This window comes from Gammaproteobacteria bacterium (assembly GCA_009845905.1).
Lineage (GTDB): Bacteria > Pseudomonadota > Gammaproteobacteria > Steroidobacterales > Foliamicaceae > Foliamicus.
Window position 1 is genome coordinate 179189 of sequence record VXYS01000009.1, and the last position, 16361, is coordinate 195549.

15 protein-coding genes are annotated in these 16361 nt (G+C 67.0%); 8 read left to right on the forward strand and 7 right to left on the reverse strand.

Going from position 1 to position 16361, the window contains the following annotated elements:
• The first annotated feature begins 16 nt into the window (after positions 1-16).
• The 3 genes from F4036_08305 (at position 17) to F4036_08315 (ending at position 4236) form a co-directional block, all read left to right on the forward strand.
• Entirely contained in the window at positions 17-1759 is a 1743-nt protein-coding gene (locus tag F4036_08305) for an arginine--tRNA ligase (GenBank protein MYK37739.1), read from the forward strand.
• A gap of 112 nt (positions 1760-1871) precedes the next feature.
• Positions 1872-3455 (forward strand): pyridoxal-phosphate dependent enzyme, encoded by a 1584-nt coding sequence (locus F4036_08310; GenBank protein MYK37740.1) that lies wholly within the window; start codon positions 1872-1874, stop codon positions 3453-3455.
• Positions 3456-3555: 100 nt separating this feature from the next.
• Complete coding sequence (locus tag F4036_08315; GenBank protein ID MYK37741.1) at positions 3556-4236, forward strand: sulfite exporter TauE/SafE family protein; 681 nt, start codon at positions 3556-3558, stop codon at positions 4234-4236.
• Here F4036_08315 and F4036_08320 read toward each other — a convergent pair.
• From F4036_08320 to def, 4 genes are read right to left on the reverse strand one after another with little or no spacing between them, the layout of a single operon-like run.
• A complete protein-coding gene (locus F4036_08320; protein MYK37742.1) occupies positions 4233-4826 on the reverse strand; it encodes a DUF4390 domain-containing protein in 594 nt (197 codons plus the stop codon). The genes F4036_08315 and F4036_08320 overlap by 4 nt on opposite strands.
• The gene (rsmB, locus tag F4036_08325) at positions 4792-6129 is read right to left on the reverse strand and encodes a 16S rRNA (cytosine(967)-C(5))-methyltransferase RsmB (GenBank protein ID MYK37743.1); all 1338 of its coding nucleotides are present in this window, start codon (positions 6127-6129) and stop codon (positions 4792-4794) included. Before rsmB ends, F4036_08320 begins: the two co-directional genes overlap by 35 nt.
• Complete coding sequence (locus tag F4036_08330) at positions 6126-7061, reverse strand: methionyl-tRNA formyltransferase (GenBank protein MYK37744.1); 936 nt, start codon at positions 7059-7061, stop codon at positions 6126-6128. Before F4036_08330 ends, rsmB begins: the two co-directional genes overlap by 4 nt.
• A gap of 24 nt (positions 7062-7085) precedes the next feature.
• Positions 7086-7607, reverse strand: coding sequence for a peptide deformylase (gene def / locus F4036_08335; protein MYK37745.1), 522 nt, complete (start codon positions 7605-7607; stop codon positions 7086-7088).
• A 51-nt stretch (positions 7608-7658) separates the two neighbouring features.
• Between def and dprA the strand changes: the two genes are divergently transcribed.
• The 4 genes from dprA (at position 7659) to F4036_08355 (ending at position 12849) form a co-directional block, all read left to right on the forward strand.
• Positions 7659-8753, forward strand: a complete 1095-nt coding sequence (gene dprA / locus F4036_08340; protein ID MYK37746.1) for a DNA-protecting protein DprA — start codon at positions 7659-7661, stop codon at positions 8751-8753.
• Between the two features lie 146 nt (positions 8754-8899).
• Positions 8900-11611, forward strand: a complete 2712-nt coding sequence (topA, locus tag F4036_08345) for a type I DNA topoisomerase (protein ID MYK37747.1) — start codon at positions 8900-8902, stop codon at positions 11609-11611.
• Positions 11568-12158 carry an L-threonylcarbamoyladenylate synthase gene (locus F4036_08350; GenBank protein MYK37748.1) on the forward strand — a complete coding sequence of 197 codons (591 nt, stop codon included), beginning with the start codon at positions 11568-11570 and terminating at the stop codon, positions 12156-12158. Before topA ends, F4036_08350 begins: the two co-directional genes overlap by 44 nt.
• Positions 12159-12198: 40 nt before the next feature.
• On the forward strand, positions 12199-12849 hold the full coding sequence (locus F4036_08355) for a GPP34 family phosphoprotein (GenBank protein MYK37749.1): 651 nt from the start codon (positions 12199-12201) through the stop codon (positions 12847-12849).
• Here F4036_08355 and F4036_08360 read toward each other — a convergent pair.
• On the reverse strand, positions 12846-13439 hold the full coding sequence (locus tag F4036_08360) for a DNA-3-methyladenine glycosylase I (GenBank protein MYK37750.1): 594 nt from the start codon (positions 13437-13439) through the stop codon (positions 12846-12848). The two genes, F4036_08355 and F4036_08360, sit on opposite strands and share 4 nt — an antisense overlap.
• A 215-nt stretch (positions 13440-13654) precedes the next feature.
• Positions 13655-13870, reverse strand: a complete 216-nt coding sequence (locus F4036_08365; protein ID MYK37751.1) for a hypothetical protein — start codon at positions 13868-13870, stop codon at positions 13655-13657.
• Between the two features lie 202 nt (positions 13871-14072).
• Between F4036_08365 and aroE the strand changes: the two genes are divergently transcribed.
• Positions 14073-14876, forward strand: a complete 804-nt coding sequence (aroE, locus tag F4036_08370; GenBank protein ID MYK37752.1) for a shikimate dehydrogenase — start codon at positions 14073-14075, stop codon at positions 14874-14876.
• 32 nt (positions 14877-14908) lie between these two features.
• Here the strand turns inward: aroE and gorA are convergent, their stop codons facing one another.
• A complete protein-coding gene (gene gorA / locus F4036_08375) occupies positions 14909-16252 on the reverse strand; it encodes a glutathione-disulfide reductase (GenBank protein MYK37753.1) in 1344 nt (447 codons plus the stop codon).
• Positions 16253-16361 lie beyond the last annotated feature (109 nt).

The window sequence follows — 16361 nt, forward strand, 5'->3', positions numbered from 1 at the left end:
TCACGGCCGTCCCGCGATGAAGAAAGCGCTCAGCAAACTCCTTGAACAGGCCCTGCTCCCGGTAGCCGGGGAACACGCCGGCCGGTTGCGGCATGCGGGGCTGGAACAGGCCCGGGATGCGCGCAATGGGCACTATGCCTCGAGCGCCGCGATGCAACTTGCCGGCCGGCTCAAGCGTCCGCCGGCGGACATTGCCGAAGAGATTGCCGCGGGACTTTCGCAGCATTCGCTGATCGGACGCGTCGAGACCGCCGGGCCCGGATTCATCAACATCTGGCTGGATCCCGAAGCACTGCAGGCCGAACTCGGCCGAATTGTTGCGGACGGCGAGGCCTATGGGTCCAGCGATCTCGGCGCGGGACGGAAGGTGCTGGTGGAATTCGTCTCCGCCAATCCCACCGGGCCCCTGCACGTGGGGCATGGCCGGCTCGCGGCGGTCGGCGACTGCCTGGCGAGCCTCCTTGAAGCCACCGGCCACGAAGTCTGGCGCGAGTACTACGTCAACGATGCCGGGCGGCAGCTGGCGGTGCTGGGTCTCTCCGTGTGGCTGCGGATGGTGCAGCGCGAGAACGACGGCGCGCGGTTTCCCGACGGCGCGTACCGGGGCGAGTACGTTCTTGACCTGGCAAGACGCATGGCCGGCGAGTTGCCGGAAGCGGCCGAGGCGGCGCGGAAAGGGATGGAATGGCCGAAAGACGAACCGCCGGACGGCAAGGACGCCGACGGATACGTGGACGCACTCGTCAACGCCGCGCGCGAAACCCTGGGCGACGAACTGTTCGTCGACATCGGCCGCCTGGCGGGCGAATGGGTGCTGGACGACATTCGCGACGATCTCAATCAGTTCGGCGTGCAGTTCGATCACTGGCAGTCCGAGCGCGAACTGGTGACGGGCGGAGAAATCGACGCCTGCCTGAAGAGACTCGCCGGCGTCACCTACCGGCGCGACGGCGCACTGTGGTTTCCCGCGGAAAAATACGGCGACGAGAAGGACCGCGTGGTGGTTCGGGCCGACGGCCGCAGCACCTATTTCGCGTCCGACATCGCCTATCATTACGGCAAGCGCAAGCGTGGCGCGGACGTGCTGCTCGACGTGCTCGGCGCGGACCACCACGGCTATGTCGGACGCGTGCGGGCCGGTCTCGAGGCGCTGGGCGAACCGCCCTCGAGCCTGGAAGTCCGGCTGGTGCAGTTCGTGGCCCTGTACCGCGGCGGCGAACGGGTGGCCATGTCCACCCGCGGCGGCGAGTTCGAGACCCTGCGGAACCTGCGCGAGGAAGTGGGCGTGGACGCGGCGCGCTTCTTCTACGTATCCCGGGCAGGAGAACAGCATCTTGATTTCGACCTCGATCTCGCCAGGAAGCAGTCCAACGACAATCCGGTCTATTACGTGCAATATGCCCACGCGCGCGTTGCCAGCCTGTTCGAAAAGATGCAGGCGCGAGGCATGGACTTCAGCCAGGATGAGGGCGCGGAGCACGCCAGCCTGCTTGAGCACCCGCGGGAGATCGACCTGATGCTGGCGCTGGCGCGGCTGCCCGAGACCGTGGAGCAGGCAGCCGTGCAACGGGCGCCGCAGGTGCTGGCGCATTACCTGATCGGCCTGGCCCAGGCCTTCCACGGCTGGTACAACCACTGCAAGGTGCTGGACGCCGAATCCGGCCTGCGCGGTGCGCGGCTGCTGCTGGCGCAAGCCAGCGGCCAGGTCCTGCGCAACGGGCTGGGATTGCTGGGCGTATCCGCGCCGAGGAGCATGTAGGCATGGCAAGGAACAAGAAATCCGGCTCCGGCGGCTGGCGCGGGGGCCAATTCGTGGCGGGAATCGTGGTGGGCCTGGTTCTGGGCCTTTGGGGCTACCCCATGTTCAGCGAGTGGTGGTCGCAGCCTTCGTCGGGCACGCCGGCGGACAATCCGTCGTCTTCTCCAACCTTCGATTTCTACGATATTCTCGAGCGTGGCGAGGAGGTCGTCGAGGAGACCCTGGCTTCCAGGCCGGAGCCGGCCGCAGAACCTGCGGCTGCGGAACCCGCCGGCGGGGCGCCCGCGTCCGAGTCCGTTCCGGAAACGGTGGCTTCGACCGACACCGAGCCTGCCGCGCCGCAGGTTACGGATACGGAGCCGGAACCCCCGGCGCCCGATCCGGTGGATACGCCGGGCATGTACGTCCTGCAGATGGGCGCGTTCGTCCGCCAGACCGAAGCCGAGTCGCTGAAGGCCAGGCTGGCGCTGGTGGGCATGACGGCACGCATTCAGCCGGTGATGGTCGACCGGCAAACCTATTACCGCGTCCGGATCGGTCCCACCGACGATCTCGTGCAGCTGAACGCGGACCGCGCGCGGCTGCAGCAACATCGATTCGACTCCATCCTGCTGAAGCTGGTCCAATAGCGTTGATTTCCGCCTCAAGGGCCCGCGCCTGCCGCGAGGCCATTCGACAAGGCTTCCCCTGGCGCGCCATTGCCGATACGCCCACGCCCGTGGACCGCCACGTCTCGCTGGCCGGGGAACTCGGCGCCCGCTCGGCCTGGATCAAGCGGGACGACATCAGCGGCGTAAAGCACGGCGGCAACAAGCTCAGAAAGCTCGAGTTCCTGCTGGCCGACGCGCTGGAGGGCGGTTACCGGGGCGTGCTGACCTACGGCGCCGTGGGATCCAACCATATTCTCTCCACCGCGCACGCCGCCCGCAGCCTCGGCCTCGATTGCTGCGGCATCGTCCGTCCGCAGCCGCCCACTCCCTACGTCGAGGAAACGCTTCGCTGCCACCTCCTGCTGGGCACCCGGCTGGTGGCGGTAACCGACCCGGAGGCGACCGAGCGGGAGCGGGAACGGATGCTGGCCGAAGGGGGCGCCTGGTACGAGGTGCCGCTGGGTGGCTCCTCGGCGCTGGGTTGCCTGGGTTACGTCTGCGGCGCGCTCGAACTGGCCGAACAGGTCAAGGCCGGCGAATGTCCCGCACCGGACCTGATATACCTGCCCTGCGGGTCTTCCGGCAGCACGCTGGGACTCGACCTGGGACTTTCGCTGGCCGGGCTGCCCACGCGCATGGTGGCGGCCCGCGTAGTGTCCGAAAGCATGATGCCGATGAGCAGAGTCCGTTCGCTGGCGGGGCAATTGAGACAACTGCTGGACGGCGTCTGCCCCTTGCCGGAAGACGAGCCCCTGAGCCGCGTGGAGTTTCGCACCGAGTTTCTGGGTACGGGCTACGCGCTGCCCACCGACGAGGCGCTGGCGGCAATCGAATTCATGAAGCAGGAAACGAACACGCAGTTGGAGTACACGTACTCGGGGAAGGGCGCTGCGGCCATGCTGAGCGACGGACGCAAGGGACGCCACAAGGACCTGAACGTGCTGTTCTGGAACACCTACAACTCGCGGCCCGCGCCCGCCGGCCTGCCGCCCCTGATTCGCGAAGGGTTGCCCGAGGTCATCCGGGCGAGTCTGCCGCCGGCCTAGCCTGCATATTGCAGCTGTCCGCGCCGTGAGCGACTCGCTGCCCCCGGAATTTCTGCCGCTGCTGGCTCTGGCGGGCTGCGCGGCGGGTTTTCTGAACGTAATGGCGGGCGGCGGTTCGCTGCTTACGCTCCCGGTACTGCTGCTGGCCGGCGTACCGGCGCCGATCGCCAACGGGACCCTGCGCATATCCATCGTCGCCCAGAACCTGGTGGCGCTGGGCACCTTCCGTCGTCACGGTTTCAGCGAACTGAAGCAAGCGCTGTTCCTGTCGCTGTTCGCCTGCGCCGGCGCGGTGGGCGGCGCGTTGCTGGGCGTGCGGATGAGCGGGCCGTGGTTTGACCGCATCGTGGTTCTGACGATGGTGGTCTGCACGCTGCTGATCCTGCGTCGCGGGAAGACCGGGAAGGCGCCGGCGCCGGGTCCCGGCCGCCGCTGGCTGGGTTACGCGGCCCTGGTGTTTGCCGGCGCCTGGGGCGGCTTTATCCAGGTGGGCGTGGGGTTCCTGCTGATGCCCGCGCTCAATCGCATTCTCGGCATGGACCTGGTGCGCGTGAACATGTACAAGGTCGTGATCATCCTGCCGTACACGATCCTGGCGCTGGCGATCTTTGCCTGGCAATCGGAAATTCTGTGGCTGGCGGGCCTGGCGCTGGCGCTCGGCAACTCCACCGGGGGATGGCTGGGCGCGCGGCTTACCGTCTCCAGGGGAGAGCCGCTGATTCGCGCCGTTTTCCTCGTCGCCGTCGCGGCGATGGCCGCCAGCCTGCTCCTTCGCGGTTAAGGCGTTACGGACCAGGTATAGGTTTGGCTGCGCAAGAAGAGGCCGAATCCAAGGCGGCCGGTCACGTTTCGGCTCCACCAACCCGATTCGTCCGGAAACAGCCGTGCCTGCACGGAGAAAGTATGCGGTTCTCCCGGCTGAAGTTCATCCTGTCCGACCAGGGGCTGATCGGCCACGTAGCCGATCTTGCGCAGGGCGGAGAACATCGTCGCGAATTCCGCGCGGGCGTCGGCTGACGGGGAACTGACGACAAAGCGTTCGGCCTCGCGGTCGAATTCGAGGTAAACGGTGCGCACCACCAGGGTCAGCTGACTGTCGGGAATCACGGGCCTTGGCCGGGCGACGGCGAACTCCACCTCGACCCTCAGCCTCAGTCCCGCGCGCAAGAGCCGCTCGGCCTCGTCATCCAGCTCGATGTCCACCCGCGTGGTAACCAGCCAGCTGTCTCCGTCCGCGCGCGCATAAGCCAGGCGCACGTCAAGCTCCGAAGCCTGCGCCGCCAGTGGAAGACAGATCAGGCACAGCAGCGCAAGACCGCGCCGGCGGCCGGGCGAATCAGCGAATCTGAAGCGGCTTCTCAAGCAGCGCATTGAAATGTCCGTCGGCGCAACGCCTCCCGGGCAATGTGTGATAGCCGTGTCGCGCCAAGGGCAGCGCCCATCCCCCGGTGACGCCGCCGCAACTCCTCACTTCACGGGCCAGGCCCCTATTTTCGCCCAGAAAGCGCCGGATTACATCAACGGTTTCTTCCGGCAACACCGAGCAAACGCTGTACAAGAGGCGCCCGCCGGGCTTTAGCAGCGGCCAGAGGCTTTCGAGCAGCCGTCCCTGCGCGCGGGCGAAAGGCGCAATGTCGTCATCGCGGCGCAGGTGCTTGATGTCCGGATGGCGGCGAATGACGCCGATTGTCGAACAGGGTGCGTCGAGCAGAATGCGGTCGAAAGCGACACCGTCGAACCATTCCCGGGGACGCAAGGCGTCGCCGCGACGAACGGTGGCGTTCAATCCGAGCCGTGCGAGATTCTCTTCAAGCCGCGCGAGCCTTTCGCCGTCGACATCCAGCGCCACCAGCTCGCCCGGTTCCGGACACAACTCCAGCAATTGCGCGGTCTTGCCGCCGGGCGCCGCGCAGGCGTCCAGGACCCGCATGCCGGGACGAACGCCGAGCAGTGGCGCCGCCAGCTGCGCGCCGGCGTCCTGAACCGACACCAGGCCCTCGGCAAAACCGGGCACATCCCGCACCGGAACGGGAGGATCGAGCTGCAACGCGCCCGGCAGATCGTCGGGCAGGACGAAACGCCACGGGCCGGCGCCGGTGGCCTGCGCCCGGTAGGCCTTGCGCCCGATTCTTGCGCGATTGACCCGCAGCCACATCGGCGGCTTGCGGTTGCCGGCCCGCAGAATCGAACGCCAGTGGCCCGGCCATGCGGCCTGCAATCGGCGGATCAGCCACCCGGGATGCGAGTAGCGCCCTTCGAGGCTTCGGTCGGTCGCCTTTTCCAGTCGATGGCTTTCGCGCAGATAGCGGCGCAGGATTGCGTTGACCGCGCGCGCCCGGGCCGGGCCGAGCAGCGCCTTGCCCGCGGAAACGCAGGAACTCACGGCGGCATGGTCCGGTATCCGCGTGCGGACAAGCTGGAACAGCCCGACGGACAGAAGCGCGCCAAGCTTGCCGGACGGACGCGGCCGCTCCATCAGTCTTTCCAGCAACTGCGCGTGCCGATGGTGCCAGCGCAGCGCGCCCAGCGCCAGTTCCGAGGCCAGCGCCCGCCGCTCGGGCGTCAGTTCCGAATACCCGGCCGCGTCAAGCGCGCGAGGGTAGCTCCGTCCCTGCAGCACGCCATGTACGGCCAGCGCGCTTACCCGCCGGGGACCGGCGCCGGTTCCGCTCACGTCAGTACCGCTCCGGCCAGAGGGGCGCCGCGCGCCGCGTCGCTTGCGGGCATGCGGCGGCGGCCCGGCAACTGGACCTCCAACACCCGCAACACGCCGGAGACGGTCGCAACGTCCATCCCGTCGCGGGAAATACCAAGGACGCGACCCGGCTCGCCCGCGGAGCCATCCAATGCCTGCGCCTTCCAAAGGCGCAGCGGCCTGTCCTCCCACATCGCGTGCGCGACCGGCCAGGGATCGAAAGCGCGCACGCGGCGGGCAAGAGCTTCGGCCGGCCGGGTCCAGTCCAGGAGGCCCTGCCGTTTGGTGATCAGCGGCGCATAAGTGGACAGGACCGCATCCTGCGGAACCGCTTCAAGCTCACCGGCGAGGATTGCGGGAAGCTGCTCGAGCAGCAGATCGGCGCCCAGCCGGGCCAGGCGCCGCTCCAGGGCCCCTGTGGTCTCATGCGGTTCAATGCGGGTGCGCCGGGCCGCCAGCAGCGGGCCCGTGTCCAGGCCGGTATCCATTTGCATCAGCGTTACCCCGGTGTGGCCGTCGCCGGCCAGGATCGCCGCCGCTACCGGCGAGGCGCCGCGCCAGCGGGGCAGCAGCGACGCGTGAATGTTGACCGCGCCCAGCGCGCATGCATCGAGCGCGGCGGCCGGCAGGATCGATCCGTAAGCTGCAACCACCAGAAGGTCGGCGCCGAAGTCCTCAAGCTGCCGCGTCAGTGACGCGTCTTCCCAGTCTGCCGGCTGCAGCAGGGTCAGCCCGGCCTGCCGCGCCCATCTCTTGACCGGCGAGGCCGCGATCCTGCGACCGCGGCCGGCGGCGCGATCGGGCCGCGTGATTACGGCCGGAATGACATGGCCCGCGCCGTGCAGCGCGCGCAGCGCTGCCAGCGCAAAATCCGGCGTGCCTGCAAACAGTAGCTTGGCAGGCGCGGTCATGGTGTAGCGACAGTGAAGGCCGCGCTAGAACTCCAGGACCGCCGGCTTGCCGGTGCGCTCGGCTTTCTCCAGGCGTTTGCGCAGCATGCGGCGCTTGAGCGGCGACAGATAGTCGATGAACAGCTTGCCGTCCAGGTGATCGATCTCGTGCTGAATGCAGATCGAAGCCAGTCCCTCCAGTTCCTCCTCCACCGGTTCCATTTCGGTCGTGTATGCCCGAACCTTCACCCGCTCGGCGCGCGGCACCTCGGCGGTGAACTCGGGCACCGACAGGCAACCCTCCTCGCTCACGATCTCGCCCTCGGAGGAAACGATCTCCGGATTGACATAGCAGCGAGGCGTGTCGCGTTCCTCCGAAACGTCCATGACCAGCACGCGCTCGGCGACGTTCACCTGGATCGCCGCAAGACCTACGCCCTTCGAGGCGTACATGGTCTCCAGCATGTCGTCGGCCAGGCGCCGCAACCGTTCGCCGGCCACCGCGACCGGCTTTGCCTTGCGGCGCAGCCGGCGGTCCGGGAAGGTCAGTACTCGCAGTTCCGCCATCGGTACGGTGTCAAGTTCGTGGATGTGGTATTTTCCCACAGTCACCAAAGGATGTCCCGCATGGAAGCAAAACCCTGGATTACCCTCCAATTGTGTCCCGCGCTGTCGCCGTTGCTGCGGCGCAGGCTGCTCGAGCGCTACGGCCAGGCGCAGGCCGTCATTGCCGCACCGGGCGCCGAACTGCTCGAAGCGGGCGTGAAGCCGACCGTTCTCAAATGGCTTCGGCAGCCGGACCCCGCCGTGATCGGCCCCTGTCTCGACTGGCTCGCCGGCGAGGACGCTCACGTGGTGCCGTTCACCGACGAACGCTTTCCCCCGCTATTGCGCGAGATTGACGATCCGCCGGCGGCGCTGTTCGCCCTCGGACAGGTGGCCGCGCTGGCCGAACCGCAATTGGCGATCGTGGGAAGCCGCGCGGCAACGCCGCTGGGACGATCGACCGCAATGGACTTTTCCCGCTCGCTGGCGCGCCGCGGCCTGGCCATCGTCAGCGGGCTGGCGGAGGGCATTGATGCGGCCGCGCACGAAGCGGCCCTGGAGTGCGGCGGCATCACGGTCGGCGTCTGCGCCACGGGTCTGGACCGCGTCTATCCGCGGCGCAACGAGCAACTGGCGCGCCGCATAATCGCGAGCGGTGCATTGATCTCGGAAAATCCGCCGGGCATCGAACTGCAGCATTGGATGTTCCCGCGCCGCAACCGGATCATCAGCGGCATGTCGGCGGGCGTCCTGGTTGTTGAAGCGGCCGCGCGCTCGGGGGCGCGCATTACGGCTCGCGCCGCGGCCGAGCAGGGCCGGGAGGTTTTCGCCGTGCCCGGCTCGATACACAGTCCGCAGTCGCGAGGCTGCCACGCACTGATCCGCGCGGGCGCCAAGCTGGTCGAGCGGCCCGGGGACGTGCTGGAAGAGTTGCCGGCCCTGCTGCAGATCGGCGGCGCGGAAGCGCCGGCGCAGGCGGCGCTCGAACCCGCTCCCGGAGAACTGCCTCTGGTGGGCGGGCTGCTGCGACAGGGACCCATGGGCATGGACGAACTCGTGCGCCGGACCGGGCTGGACGCGTCCGAGCTTTCCGCCGCGCTCACGCGCATGGAGCTCGAGGGCCGCGTGCATTCGCTGCCGGGCGGCCGGTTTCAATACGGCCGCTGAACAGTGCTAGGATGCGCGCTCGATTTCAGTAGACTCCGTGTAGTAAAGCGCAACAGTCAGATGATTCCATCCAGGACAATCCGGACCATGCGGGTCCTTCCCACGTGACGCGCGCCGCGACCGCAAAGGCCGCGGGGGGCCTTATCGTGGTCGAATCTCCCGCCAAGGCGCGGACGCTGCAACGCTATCTCGGCAAGGATTACCGCGTGCTGGCCTGCAACGGGCATGTGCGGGACCTGAAGAGCGGCGGACTGTCCATCGACACCAAAAAGGGCTTCGCGATGGAGTTCGAGCCGGTGGAGAGTTCGAAAGCGGCGGTGGCGCGGATCCGCAGCGCGCTGGCGAAGATGCCGGCGCTTTATCTCGCCACCGATCCGGACCGCGAGGGCGAGGCCATCGCCTGGCACCTGCTGGAGCTGTTGTCCGACGCGGGGGCGCTCGATGACAAGCAGGTGCACCGCGTGGCCTTCAACCAGATCACGCGCAGCGCGGTCAACAATGCGGTCGACGATCCCCGCGACGTGTCCATGCCGCTGGTGGAGGCCCAGAAGGCCCGGCGCTGCATGGACCGGCTGCTCGGATTCACCCTGTCGCCGCTGCTGTCGCGGATACTCACGCGCGGCCTTTCGGCGGGTCGGGTGCAGAGCCCCGCCCTGAAGCTGATCGTGGAGCGGGAAAAGGAAATCGAGGCGTTCAGGCCGCGCGAGTACTGGAGCGTCACCGCGCACCTGGGCAAGGGCGGCCAGGACTTCGAGGCCGCCCTGGTGGAGCTGAACGGCGAGAAGCTGAAAAAGTTCTCGCTGGGCGATGCCGCGGCAACCGGACAGGCCCGCGACGCGCTGCTGGATGCGATGAAGGAGGGCGCATCGGGCGACGGGCCCGGAGTGTTGACCGTGGCGAACGTCAAGCCCACCCGGGCCAAACGGGGTCCGCCCCCTCCGTTCACGACCTCGACCATGCAGCAGGCCGCTTCCCGCCAGCTCGGCATGCAGGCGCAACGCACGATGCGGGTGGCCCAGTCACTGTACGAAGGTATCGATACCGGCAGCGGGTCTGTCGGACTGATCACCTACATGCGCACCGATTCCGTGCAGATGGCGCGCGAAGCGGTGCAGGAGATCCGTGAATACGTCGTCGAGAAACTGGGCGCCGGTTTCGTTCCCAAGTCGGCGCGCCGGTATCGCACCAAGACCCGCAACGCGCAGGAGGCGCATGAAGCGATCCGGCCCACGAGCATCGCGCGCGCACCGGAAACGCTCAAGAGTCATCTGGATTCCGACCAGTACCGCCTCTACGACATCATCTGGCGGCGCGCCGTGGCCAGCCAGATGAGCGACGCCCTCTACGACCGCGTCAGCGCAGAGTTCACTCCGGGCAGGGCAGCGGCGGGCGCCGCGGAGACCATCCCGGCGGGACGCTTCCGGGCCACCGGCAACACGCTCGCGCATCCGGGCTTTCTCAAGGTCCTGGCGCGTTCGGCGGACAGCAGGGACAAGGCGCTGCCGCCGCTCGCCACGGGAGAAACGCTGGACGTGCGCGAACTCGCGACCGAACAGCACTTCACCGAGCCGCCGCCGCGCTACACCGAGGCAAGCCTGGTCAAGGCGTTGGAAGACCACGGCATCGGACGGCCTTCCACCTACGCCGAGACCCTGCGCAAGATCCGCGACCGCGAATACGCGGTCATGGAAAAACGCAATTTTGCGCCTACCCAGAAGGGCAGGATGGTGGCCGACTTCCTCACCCGTCATTTCAACGACTACGTCGATTACGACTTCACCGCCGGCATGGAGGAATCCCTGGACGCCGTGGCCAATGGCGAGAAGCACTGGGTCCCGGTAATGGACGAGTTCTGGAGCCACTATTCGGAGCAGCTCGCGGAGAAAAAGCGCACGCTGAAGGGCATCGAGGAACGCCCGCGCCGGCTGCTCGGCGAGCACCCGGAAAGCGGAGAATCCGTCTACGCAAGGCTGGGCCCCTACGGGTACTTCGTGCAAGTCGGCGAGCGCACGGAGGACCACCGACCCCCGGTGGCCACCCTGCGCGAGGGCTTCAATTACGAAGACATCACGCTGGAACAGGCGCTGGAACTGTTGCGGGGACCGCGCCTGCTGGGAACCGATCCGGCCACCGGCCAACCGGTCTATGCCGGCAGCGGTCGCAGCGGCCCCTACGTGCAACTCGGCGAAAGGGGCGACGGGGAGAAACCGAAATATGCCTCGCTGACCGACGGGTTGAGCGAGGAGTCGGTGACCCTTGAGGATGCCCTGAAGCTGCTTTCACTACCGCGGGAGCTGGGGCCGCACCCGGAGACAGGCGACACGGTCTATGCCGGGCGGGGGCGATTCGGACCGTACGTGCAGCTCGGCGAACGCGGCAAGGAAAAGCCCAAATACGCGTCGCTGCCGCCGGAAATCTCCCCTTACACGGTCACGCTGGACGAGGCGGTCGGCCTGCTCCGCCTGCCCCGCGAACTCGGAAAGCATCCGGACAACGGACGGCCCGTTTTCGTCGGCTGCGGGGTCAAGGGACCGTACGTCCAGATCGGGGAACGCGGCGGCAAGACGCGGCCCCGGTACATCCGCCTGCCGAAGCCCCATTCGGTGTTCACGCTGACGCTGGAGGAAGCCCTCAAGGTGCAGCCGGCCCGGCGCGCCAGGCGGCCGGCGATCAGGGAATTCGAGGACGACGGAATCAGGATACTGGATGGCCGCTACGGCCCGTACGTGACCGACGGGTCACGCAACGCTTCGGTGCCGCGCGGTCAGGATCCGGCCGCCCTGTCGTTGGAGCAGTGCCGGGAACTTCTGAAGAATGCGCCGAAGAAAAGATCACGCAGAAGGCCCGCGCGACGCTGATGCGAACATCGGCCGCGGCGCCCGCATCCTTCGCGCCGGCGGCGTGATCGCCTATCCGAACGAGTCGGTCTACGGGCTCGGTTGCCTGCCCGGCAACGAGGCGGCTGTCGAACGCGTGCTGAGGCTCAAGGGCCGCGACCGGTCGCTGGGCCTGATCCTGATCGCCGGCGAATGGGAACAGTTCGACGGCTGGGCGGCGGAAGTATCCACGGCGCCGGACTTGGCGGAGTTGCGGGAAAGCAAGGGGATTACCTGGGTGGTGCCTGCTTCTTCAGACACGCCGGAATGGATCACCGGCGGACGCGACACCGTGGCAGTGCGCCGGAGCCTGCATCCGCTGGCCGCGGCCCTGAGCCTGACGCTGGACTCTCCGCTGATTTCCACGAGCTGCAATCCGCACGGCAGGCCGCCCGCCCGAAACGAGGCCCAGGCCCGAAGCTATTTCGAGGCCGAGGTCGACTGGGTGATGCCCGGCGAGTGCGGCCCGCTCAAGGGGCCGAGCGAAATCCGCGACGCCGCCACCGGAGCGGTGCTGCGACCGGCATAATGGCGCCGATTGCAGAAGAGTTTTGCTCGCAGCGGGGGCGATGCCCATGATCACATTTGCCGAAGAGACTCTGGCGCTTCTTCTGGACGACAAGACCGGCACCTTCCTGCCGATCGGGAAGTACGCGCTGGAGCATGCGCTGGTGGGCGGCGTCCTGATGGACCTGGCGTTCGCTGACCGCATAGACACCGATCCGGAGCAATTGATCCTGATCGATGCGGCGCCCACGGGGAACCCCATGCTGGACCGCGTGCTCAAGCGCATCAGTAACAGCAGTGAAACCCGGGACACCGCCGCCTGGCTGGAAATAATTTCCGAGGAGCAGGGCGAATCGATACAGGATCAGGCCATCGAAAGCCTGATCGAGCGTGGCGTGCTGGAGCGCCGGGAAGAGAAGTTCCTGTGGGTGTTCCGTTCCCGGCGCTATCCGATGATGGACGGCAAGATACAGCGCGAGGCCCGGCAGCGCGTGGTGGGCGTGCTGTTCTCGGGCGACATTCCCGATCCCCGCGACATCGCCCTGATCTGCATCGCCGACGCCTGCGGCGTGCTCAAGACCGTCTTCGGCGACAAGGAACTGGACGAGGTCTCGCCGCGCCTCGAACAACTGCGCAAGATGGACCTGATCGGCCGGGAACTGATCACCCAGCTTTCCGTCTGGCGCTGGTCCGGGACAATCACGCGAATCTAGCCCCAGGGAAGACCGGTAAAGGCTTCCTGGCATTCCCGGTGCCGAAAGCAGCTCACCAGGTGATCGTTGATCAGGCCGCAAGCCTGCAGGTGGGAATACATGATGGTCGAGCCCACGAACTTGAAACCGCGGGCCTTGAGATCGGCCGATAGCCGGTCGGAAAGTGGCGAGGTGGCGGGCACTTCGTGCTGCTCGCGCCAGTGATTGACGACCGGTTCGCCGTCGACGAAGCGCCAGATATAGCGAGCGAAGGATCCGAATTTCTCGCGGACATCAAGAAAGCGGGAGGCGTTGTTGACCGCGGCTGTGATTTTCTGCCGATTGCGGATAATTCCCGGATCGGATACGAGGACGTCGATTTCCCTGTCGCCGAACTTTGCCACGCGTAGCGGATCGAAGCCGGCGAAAGCCTTGCGATACCCCTCCCGCTTGTGCAGTACGGTCCTCCAGGAAAGCCCCGCCTGGGCCGATTCGAGGATCAGGAATTCGAAGTGGGTGGGATCGTCCAGAACGGGCAGACCCCATTCCTTGTCGTGATAGGCCTGGTATTCGTCGCTTACTCCGAGCGACCAGGGACACCTTTCCCGCATTGGGGCCGCACTCCGTTACATGTACAAACGAAACAGCGCAGCCAGGCCGTCTGCACTGAACATGGACCCCGTGGAGAACCCACGGGCCGCTTCCAGGCGCTACGCCCCCCCGCTTGGCTGCCGGCTCAACTAGGCCGGCGGACTTGGACGACACAGCCGGCGAGCCCGCGAGCCCGCCGGCTGTCGTCCTGTAGTGCTACCGAAGTAGCGGCGACTTATTCCTCTTCGCCGCAGCTACCTTCGCCGCAACTGCCTTCGTCGTCGTCGCCGTCGTCGTCATCGTCGTCGCCATCGTCGCCATGGCCGTCCATCAGTGACGGAAGCTCGGGCGCATGGGAGCCGTCAATGGCTGCAGCGGCCGGGCCGGCAACGCCGGCGGCGAGGGCTGCGCTAAGGGCAAGGGCGAGTAGTTTGCGTTCAGGACTGGTCATAAAAATGCCTCCAGTTTGTAGCGTTGTTTCCCTGTTCAGGGATATTTAAGGCCGCGCACCCGTAAACGAATACGCAGCCGATTCGGGAATGTATCCTCCCGCTGCCGAAGTCTAGCACACGGTTTCCACGCTACCGGCCCACAGACTTCTGCGGTACGCTTCGCTCCGACAGGCGCTCCGGATTCAGATTGGTCCCAGGAAAATGTCCGCACTCTACGCCGTAATGGGGTATCCGATCGGCCACAGCCGATCACCCGAAATCCATGCCCGCTTTGCCGCGCAAACCGGTCTGGACATGGAGTACCGGCGCATCCAGGTACGCCCGGGCTCCCTGGCCTCCGCGGTGGAGAACTTCAGGGCCCAGGGCGGACTCGGTTGCAACGTCACCGTGCCGCTCAAGGAGGAGGCTGCGGAGTTGAGCGACGAGCTCGGCCCCGAAGCCGGGCAGGCAGGAGCGGTGAATACGCTGACCGCAGGCGCGGGTGGCCGGATGCGGGGGGACAACACGGACGGATTGGGCCTGATTCGCCATTTGCGCACAAACCTGGGCGTAGAACTTGAAGAAACCAGGGTGCTGATCATCGGCGCCGGCGGAGCCGTTCGCGGGGTACTTCCGGCGGTGCTGGCCGAGGGCGTCGGAGAGACCATCGTCTTCAACCGCACGCAGGAACGCGCCCGGGAACTGGCGCGCCGATTCGCTTCGCTCGGGGCCATACGTGTCGCTGCTTCCGGCAAGCCTAGGCTTCCGGCGGTGGATCTTGTTATCAACGCCAGTTCAGCGGGAATCTCGGGTGAGCCGCCCGGCCTGGCTCCCGCATCGGCAAGAGGCGCGCTGTGCATGGACCTGGCTTACGGACGGGCCGCGGAGCCCTTCGTTTCCTGGGCGCGGGAAGGCGGCGCGCGCGCCGCTCACGACGGCTGGGGAATGCTGGTGGAACAGGCGGCCGAGAGCTTCAGAATCTGGCACGGCACGCGCCCGGACACGACGGAACTGCTTGAACCCTGATCCCGGAGCGAGCCGCGCCGGCGACCGTCGGATCACCGCATCGTCACGAGTTCTTCGGCCGCCGTGGGATGGATGGCCACGGTGTCGTCCAGGTCGGACTTGAGCGCACCCATCCTTATCGCCACCGCAAACCCCTGAAGCATCTCGTCGGCGCCGGGTCCGGCCAGGTGGCATCCCACGACTCTTTCCTCTTCCCCGGCCGTTACCAGTTTCATGCGCGCCTTCGGCTTGCTATCGGAAATACCGTAGAACAGGGAAACGAAATCGGCCCGGTAACAGCGCACCGCATCCCCATATGCCTCGCGCGCCTCTTCCTCGGTAAGGCCGACGGCGCCCAGCGGCGGGTGGGCGAACACCACGGTGGGTATATCGCGGTATTCCATGCGCCGCTCGGGCATTCCGCCGAATTGGCGGTCCGCCCAGCGGCGCCCGGCGGCGATGGCTACCGGAGTCAGTTCATGATGCCCGGTCACATCGCCCAATGCGAACACGCCGGGCGCCGTGGTTTCCTGCCATTCGTCCACCTCGATTGCGCCGCGCCCGTCGCACTGCACATCGGCGAGGTCGAGATTCAGGCCGGCAGTGCGCGGACGCCTTCCCACAGCCCACACGAGGGCGTCGAACGGCCCGCTGCGTTCTCCCGAAACGGCCGTCAGACAAAGACCCTCGGCATCCCTCTCGACGGCAGCGGGCACGAAACCCGGGGCGATCCGCACCCCCGCCCCGGCGAGCCCCTCCATGCAGGCCTGCTGCAGGATCTCGTCGAAGCTGCGGAGCACCGAGTCGCGCCTGAGGTGCAGGGTCACTTCCGTGCCGAGACCTCGGAGAATCCCGGCCAGTTCCACCGCGATATAGCCGGCGCCGACAACTGCCGCGCTCGCCGGCCGGCGTTCGAGTTCGAAGAACCCGTCGGAAGTGATTCCGAATTCGGCCCCCGGAATCGTGGGGACGATCGGAACCCCGCCGGTGGCGATCAGAATCCGTTCGGCGGAATAGTCCTCGCCGTTCACGGCCAGTACGCGCGGAGCGGAAAAAGTGGCGTGTCCGGAAACGCTGTGCACGCTGCGCCGCTCAAGGTTGCTCGCATAGATGCCGTTCAGCCGGCGGATGTAGCGTTCGCGCCGTCTGACCAGTGCCCCGAAGTCGTGGCCGTTCACGGCAAGATCGAAACCGTAATCGCCACCATGCCCCAGCTCCCTGGCCAATTCGGCGGCATGCCACATGATCTTCTTGGGCACGCAGCCACGATTGACGCAGGTGCCGCCGAGACGCCCGGATTCAATCAGCGCCACCCGCGCGCCGTATTCGGCCGCCCGCTGCGCCGCGGCCAGGCCGCCGCTGCCCGCGCCCACCACGATCAGGTCGAACTTGTCCATGCGCGGGAGCATAACGCCTTCGCTCCCGCGCCTTGTCTTGACCCGGCAACAAAAATTGGCGAAAGTGCACGGCTGGCGGGGCGAAAAGTTGATACCCGCCGCCGAAGCG

What these genes read in the sequence shown, in the direction of transcription:
- F4036_08305 (MYK37739.1), top strand. Translation starts at nt 17, where the DNA reads ATGAAGAAAGCGCTCAGCAAACTCCTTGAACAGGCCCTGCTCCCGGTA.
- F4036_08315 (MYK37741.1), top strand. Translation starts at nt 3,556, where the DNA reads ATGGCGGGCGGCGGTTCGCTGCTTACGCTCCCGGTACTGCTGCTGGCC.
- F4036_08320 (MYK37742.1), bottom strand. Translation starts at nt 4,826, where the DNA reads ATGCGCTGCTTGAGAAGCCGCTTCAGATTCGCTGATTCGCCCGGCCGC.
- F4036_08330 (MYK37744.1), bottom strand. Translation starts at nt 7,061, where the DNA reads ATGACCGCGCCTGCCAAGCTACTGTTTGCAGGCACGCCGGATTTTGCG.
- def (MYK37745.1), bottom strand. Translation starts at nt 7,607, where the DNA reads ATGGCGGAACTGCGAGTACTGACCTTCCCGGACCGCCGGCTGCGCCGC.
- dprA (MYK37746.1), top strand. Translation starts at nt 7,659, where the DNA reads ATGTCCCGCATGGAAGCAAAACCCTGGATTACCCTCCAATTGTGTCCC.
- F4036_08350 (MYK37748.1), top strand. Translation starts at nt 11,568, where the DNA reads ATGCGCCGAAGAAAAGATCACGCAGAAGGCCCGCGCGACGCTGATGCG.
- F4036_08355 (MYK37749.1), top strand. Translation starts at nt 12,199, where the DNA reads ATGCCCATGATCACATTTGCCGAAGAGACTCTGGCGCTTCTTCTGGAC.
- F4036_08360 (MYK37750.1), bottom strand. Translation starts at nt 13,439, where the DNA reads ATGCGGGAAAGGTGTCCCTGGTCGCTCGGAGTAAGCGACGAATACCAG.
- F4036_08365 (MYK37751.1), bottom strand. Translation starts at nt 13,870, where the DNA reads ATGACCAGTCCTGAACGCAAACTACTCGCCCTTGCCCTTAGCGCAGCC.
- aroE (MYK37752.1), top strand. Translation starts at nt 14,073, where the DNA reads ATGTCCGCACTCTACGCCGTAATGGGGTATCCGATCGGCCACAGCCGA.
- gorA (MYK37753.1), bottom strand. Translation starts at nt 16,252, where the DNA reads ATGGACAAGTTCGACCTGATCGTGGTGGGCGCGGGCAGCGGCGGCCTG.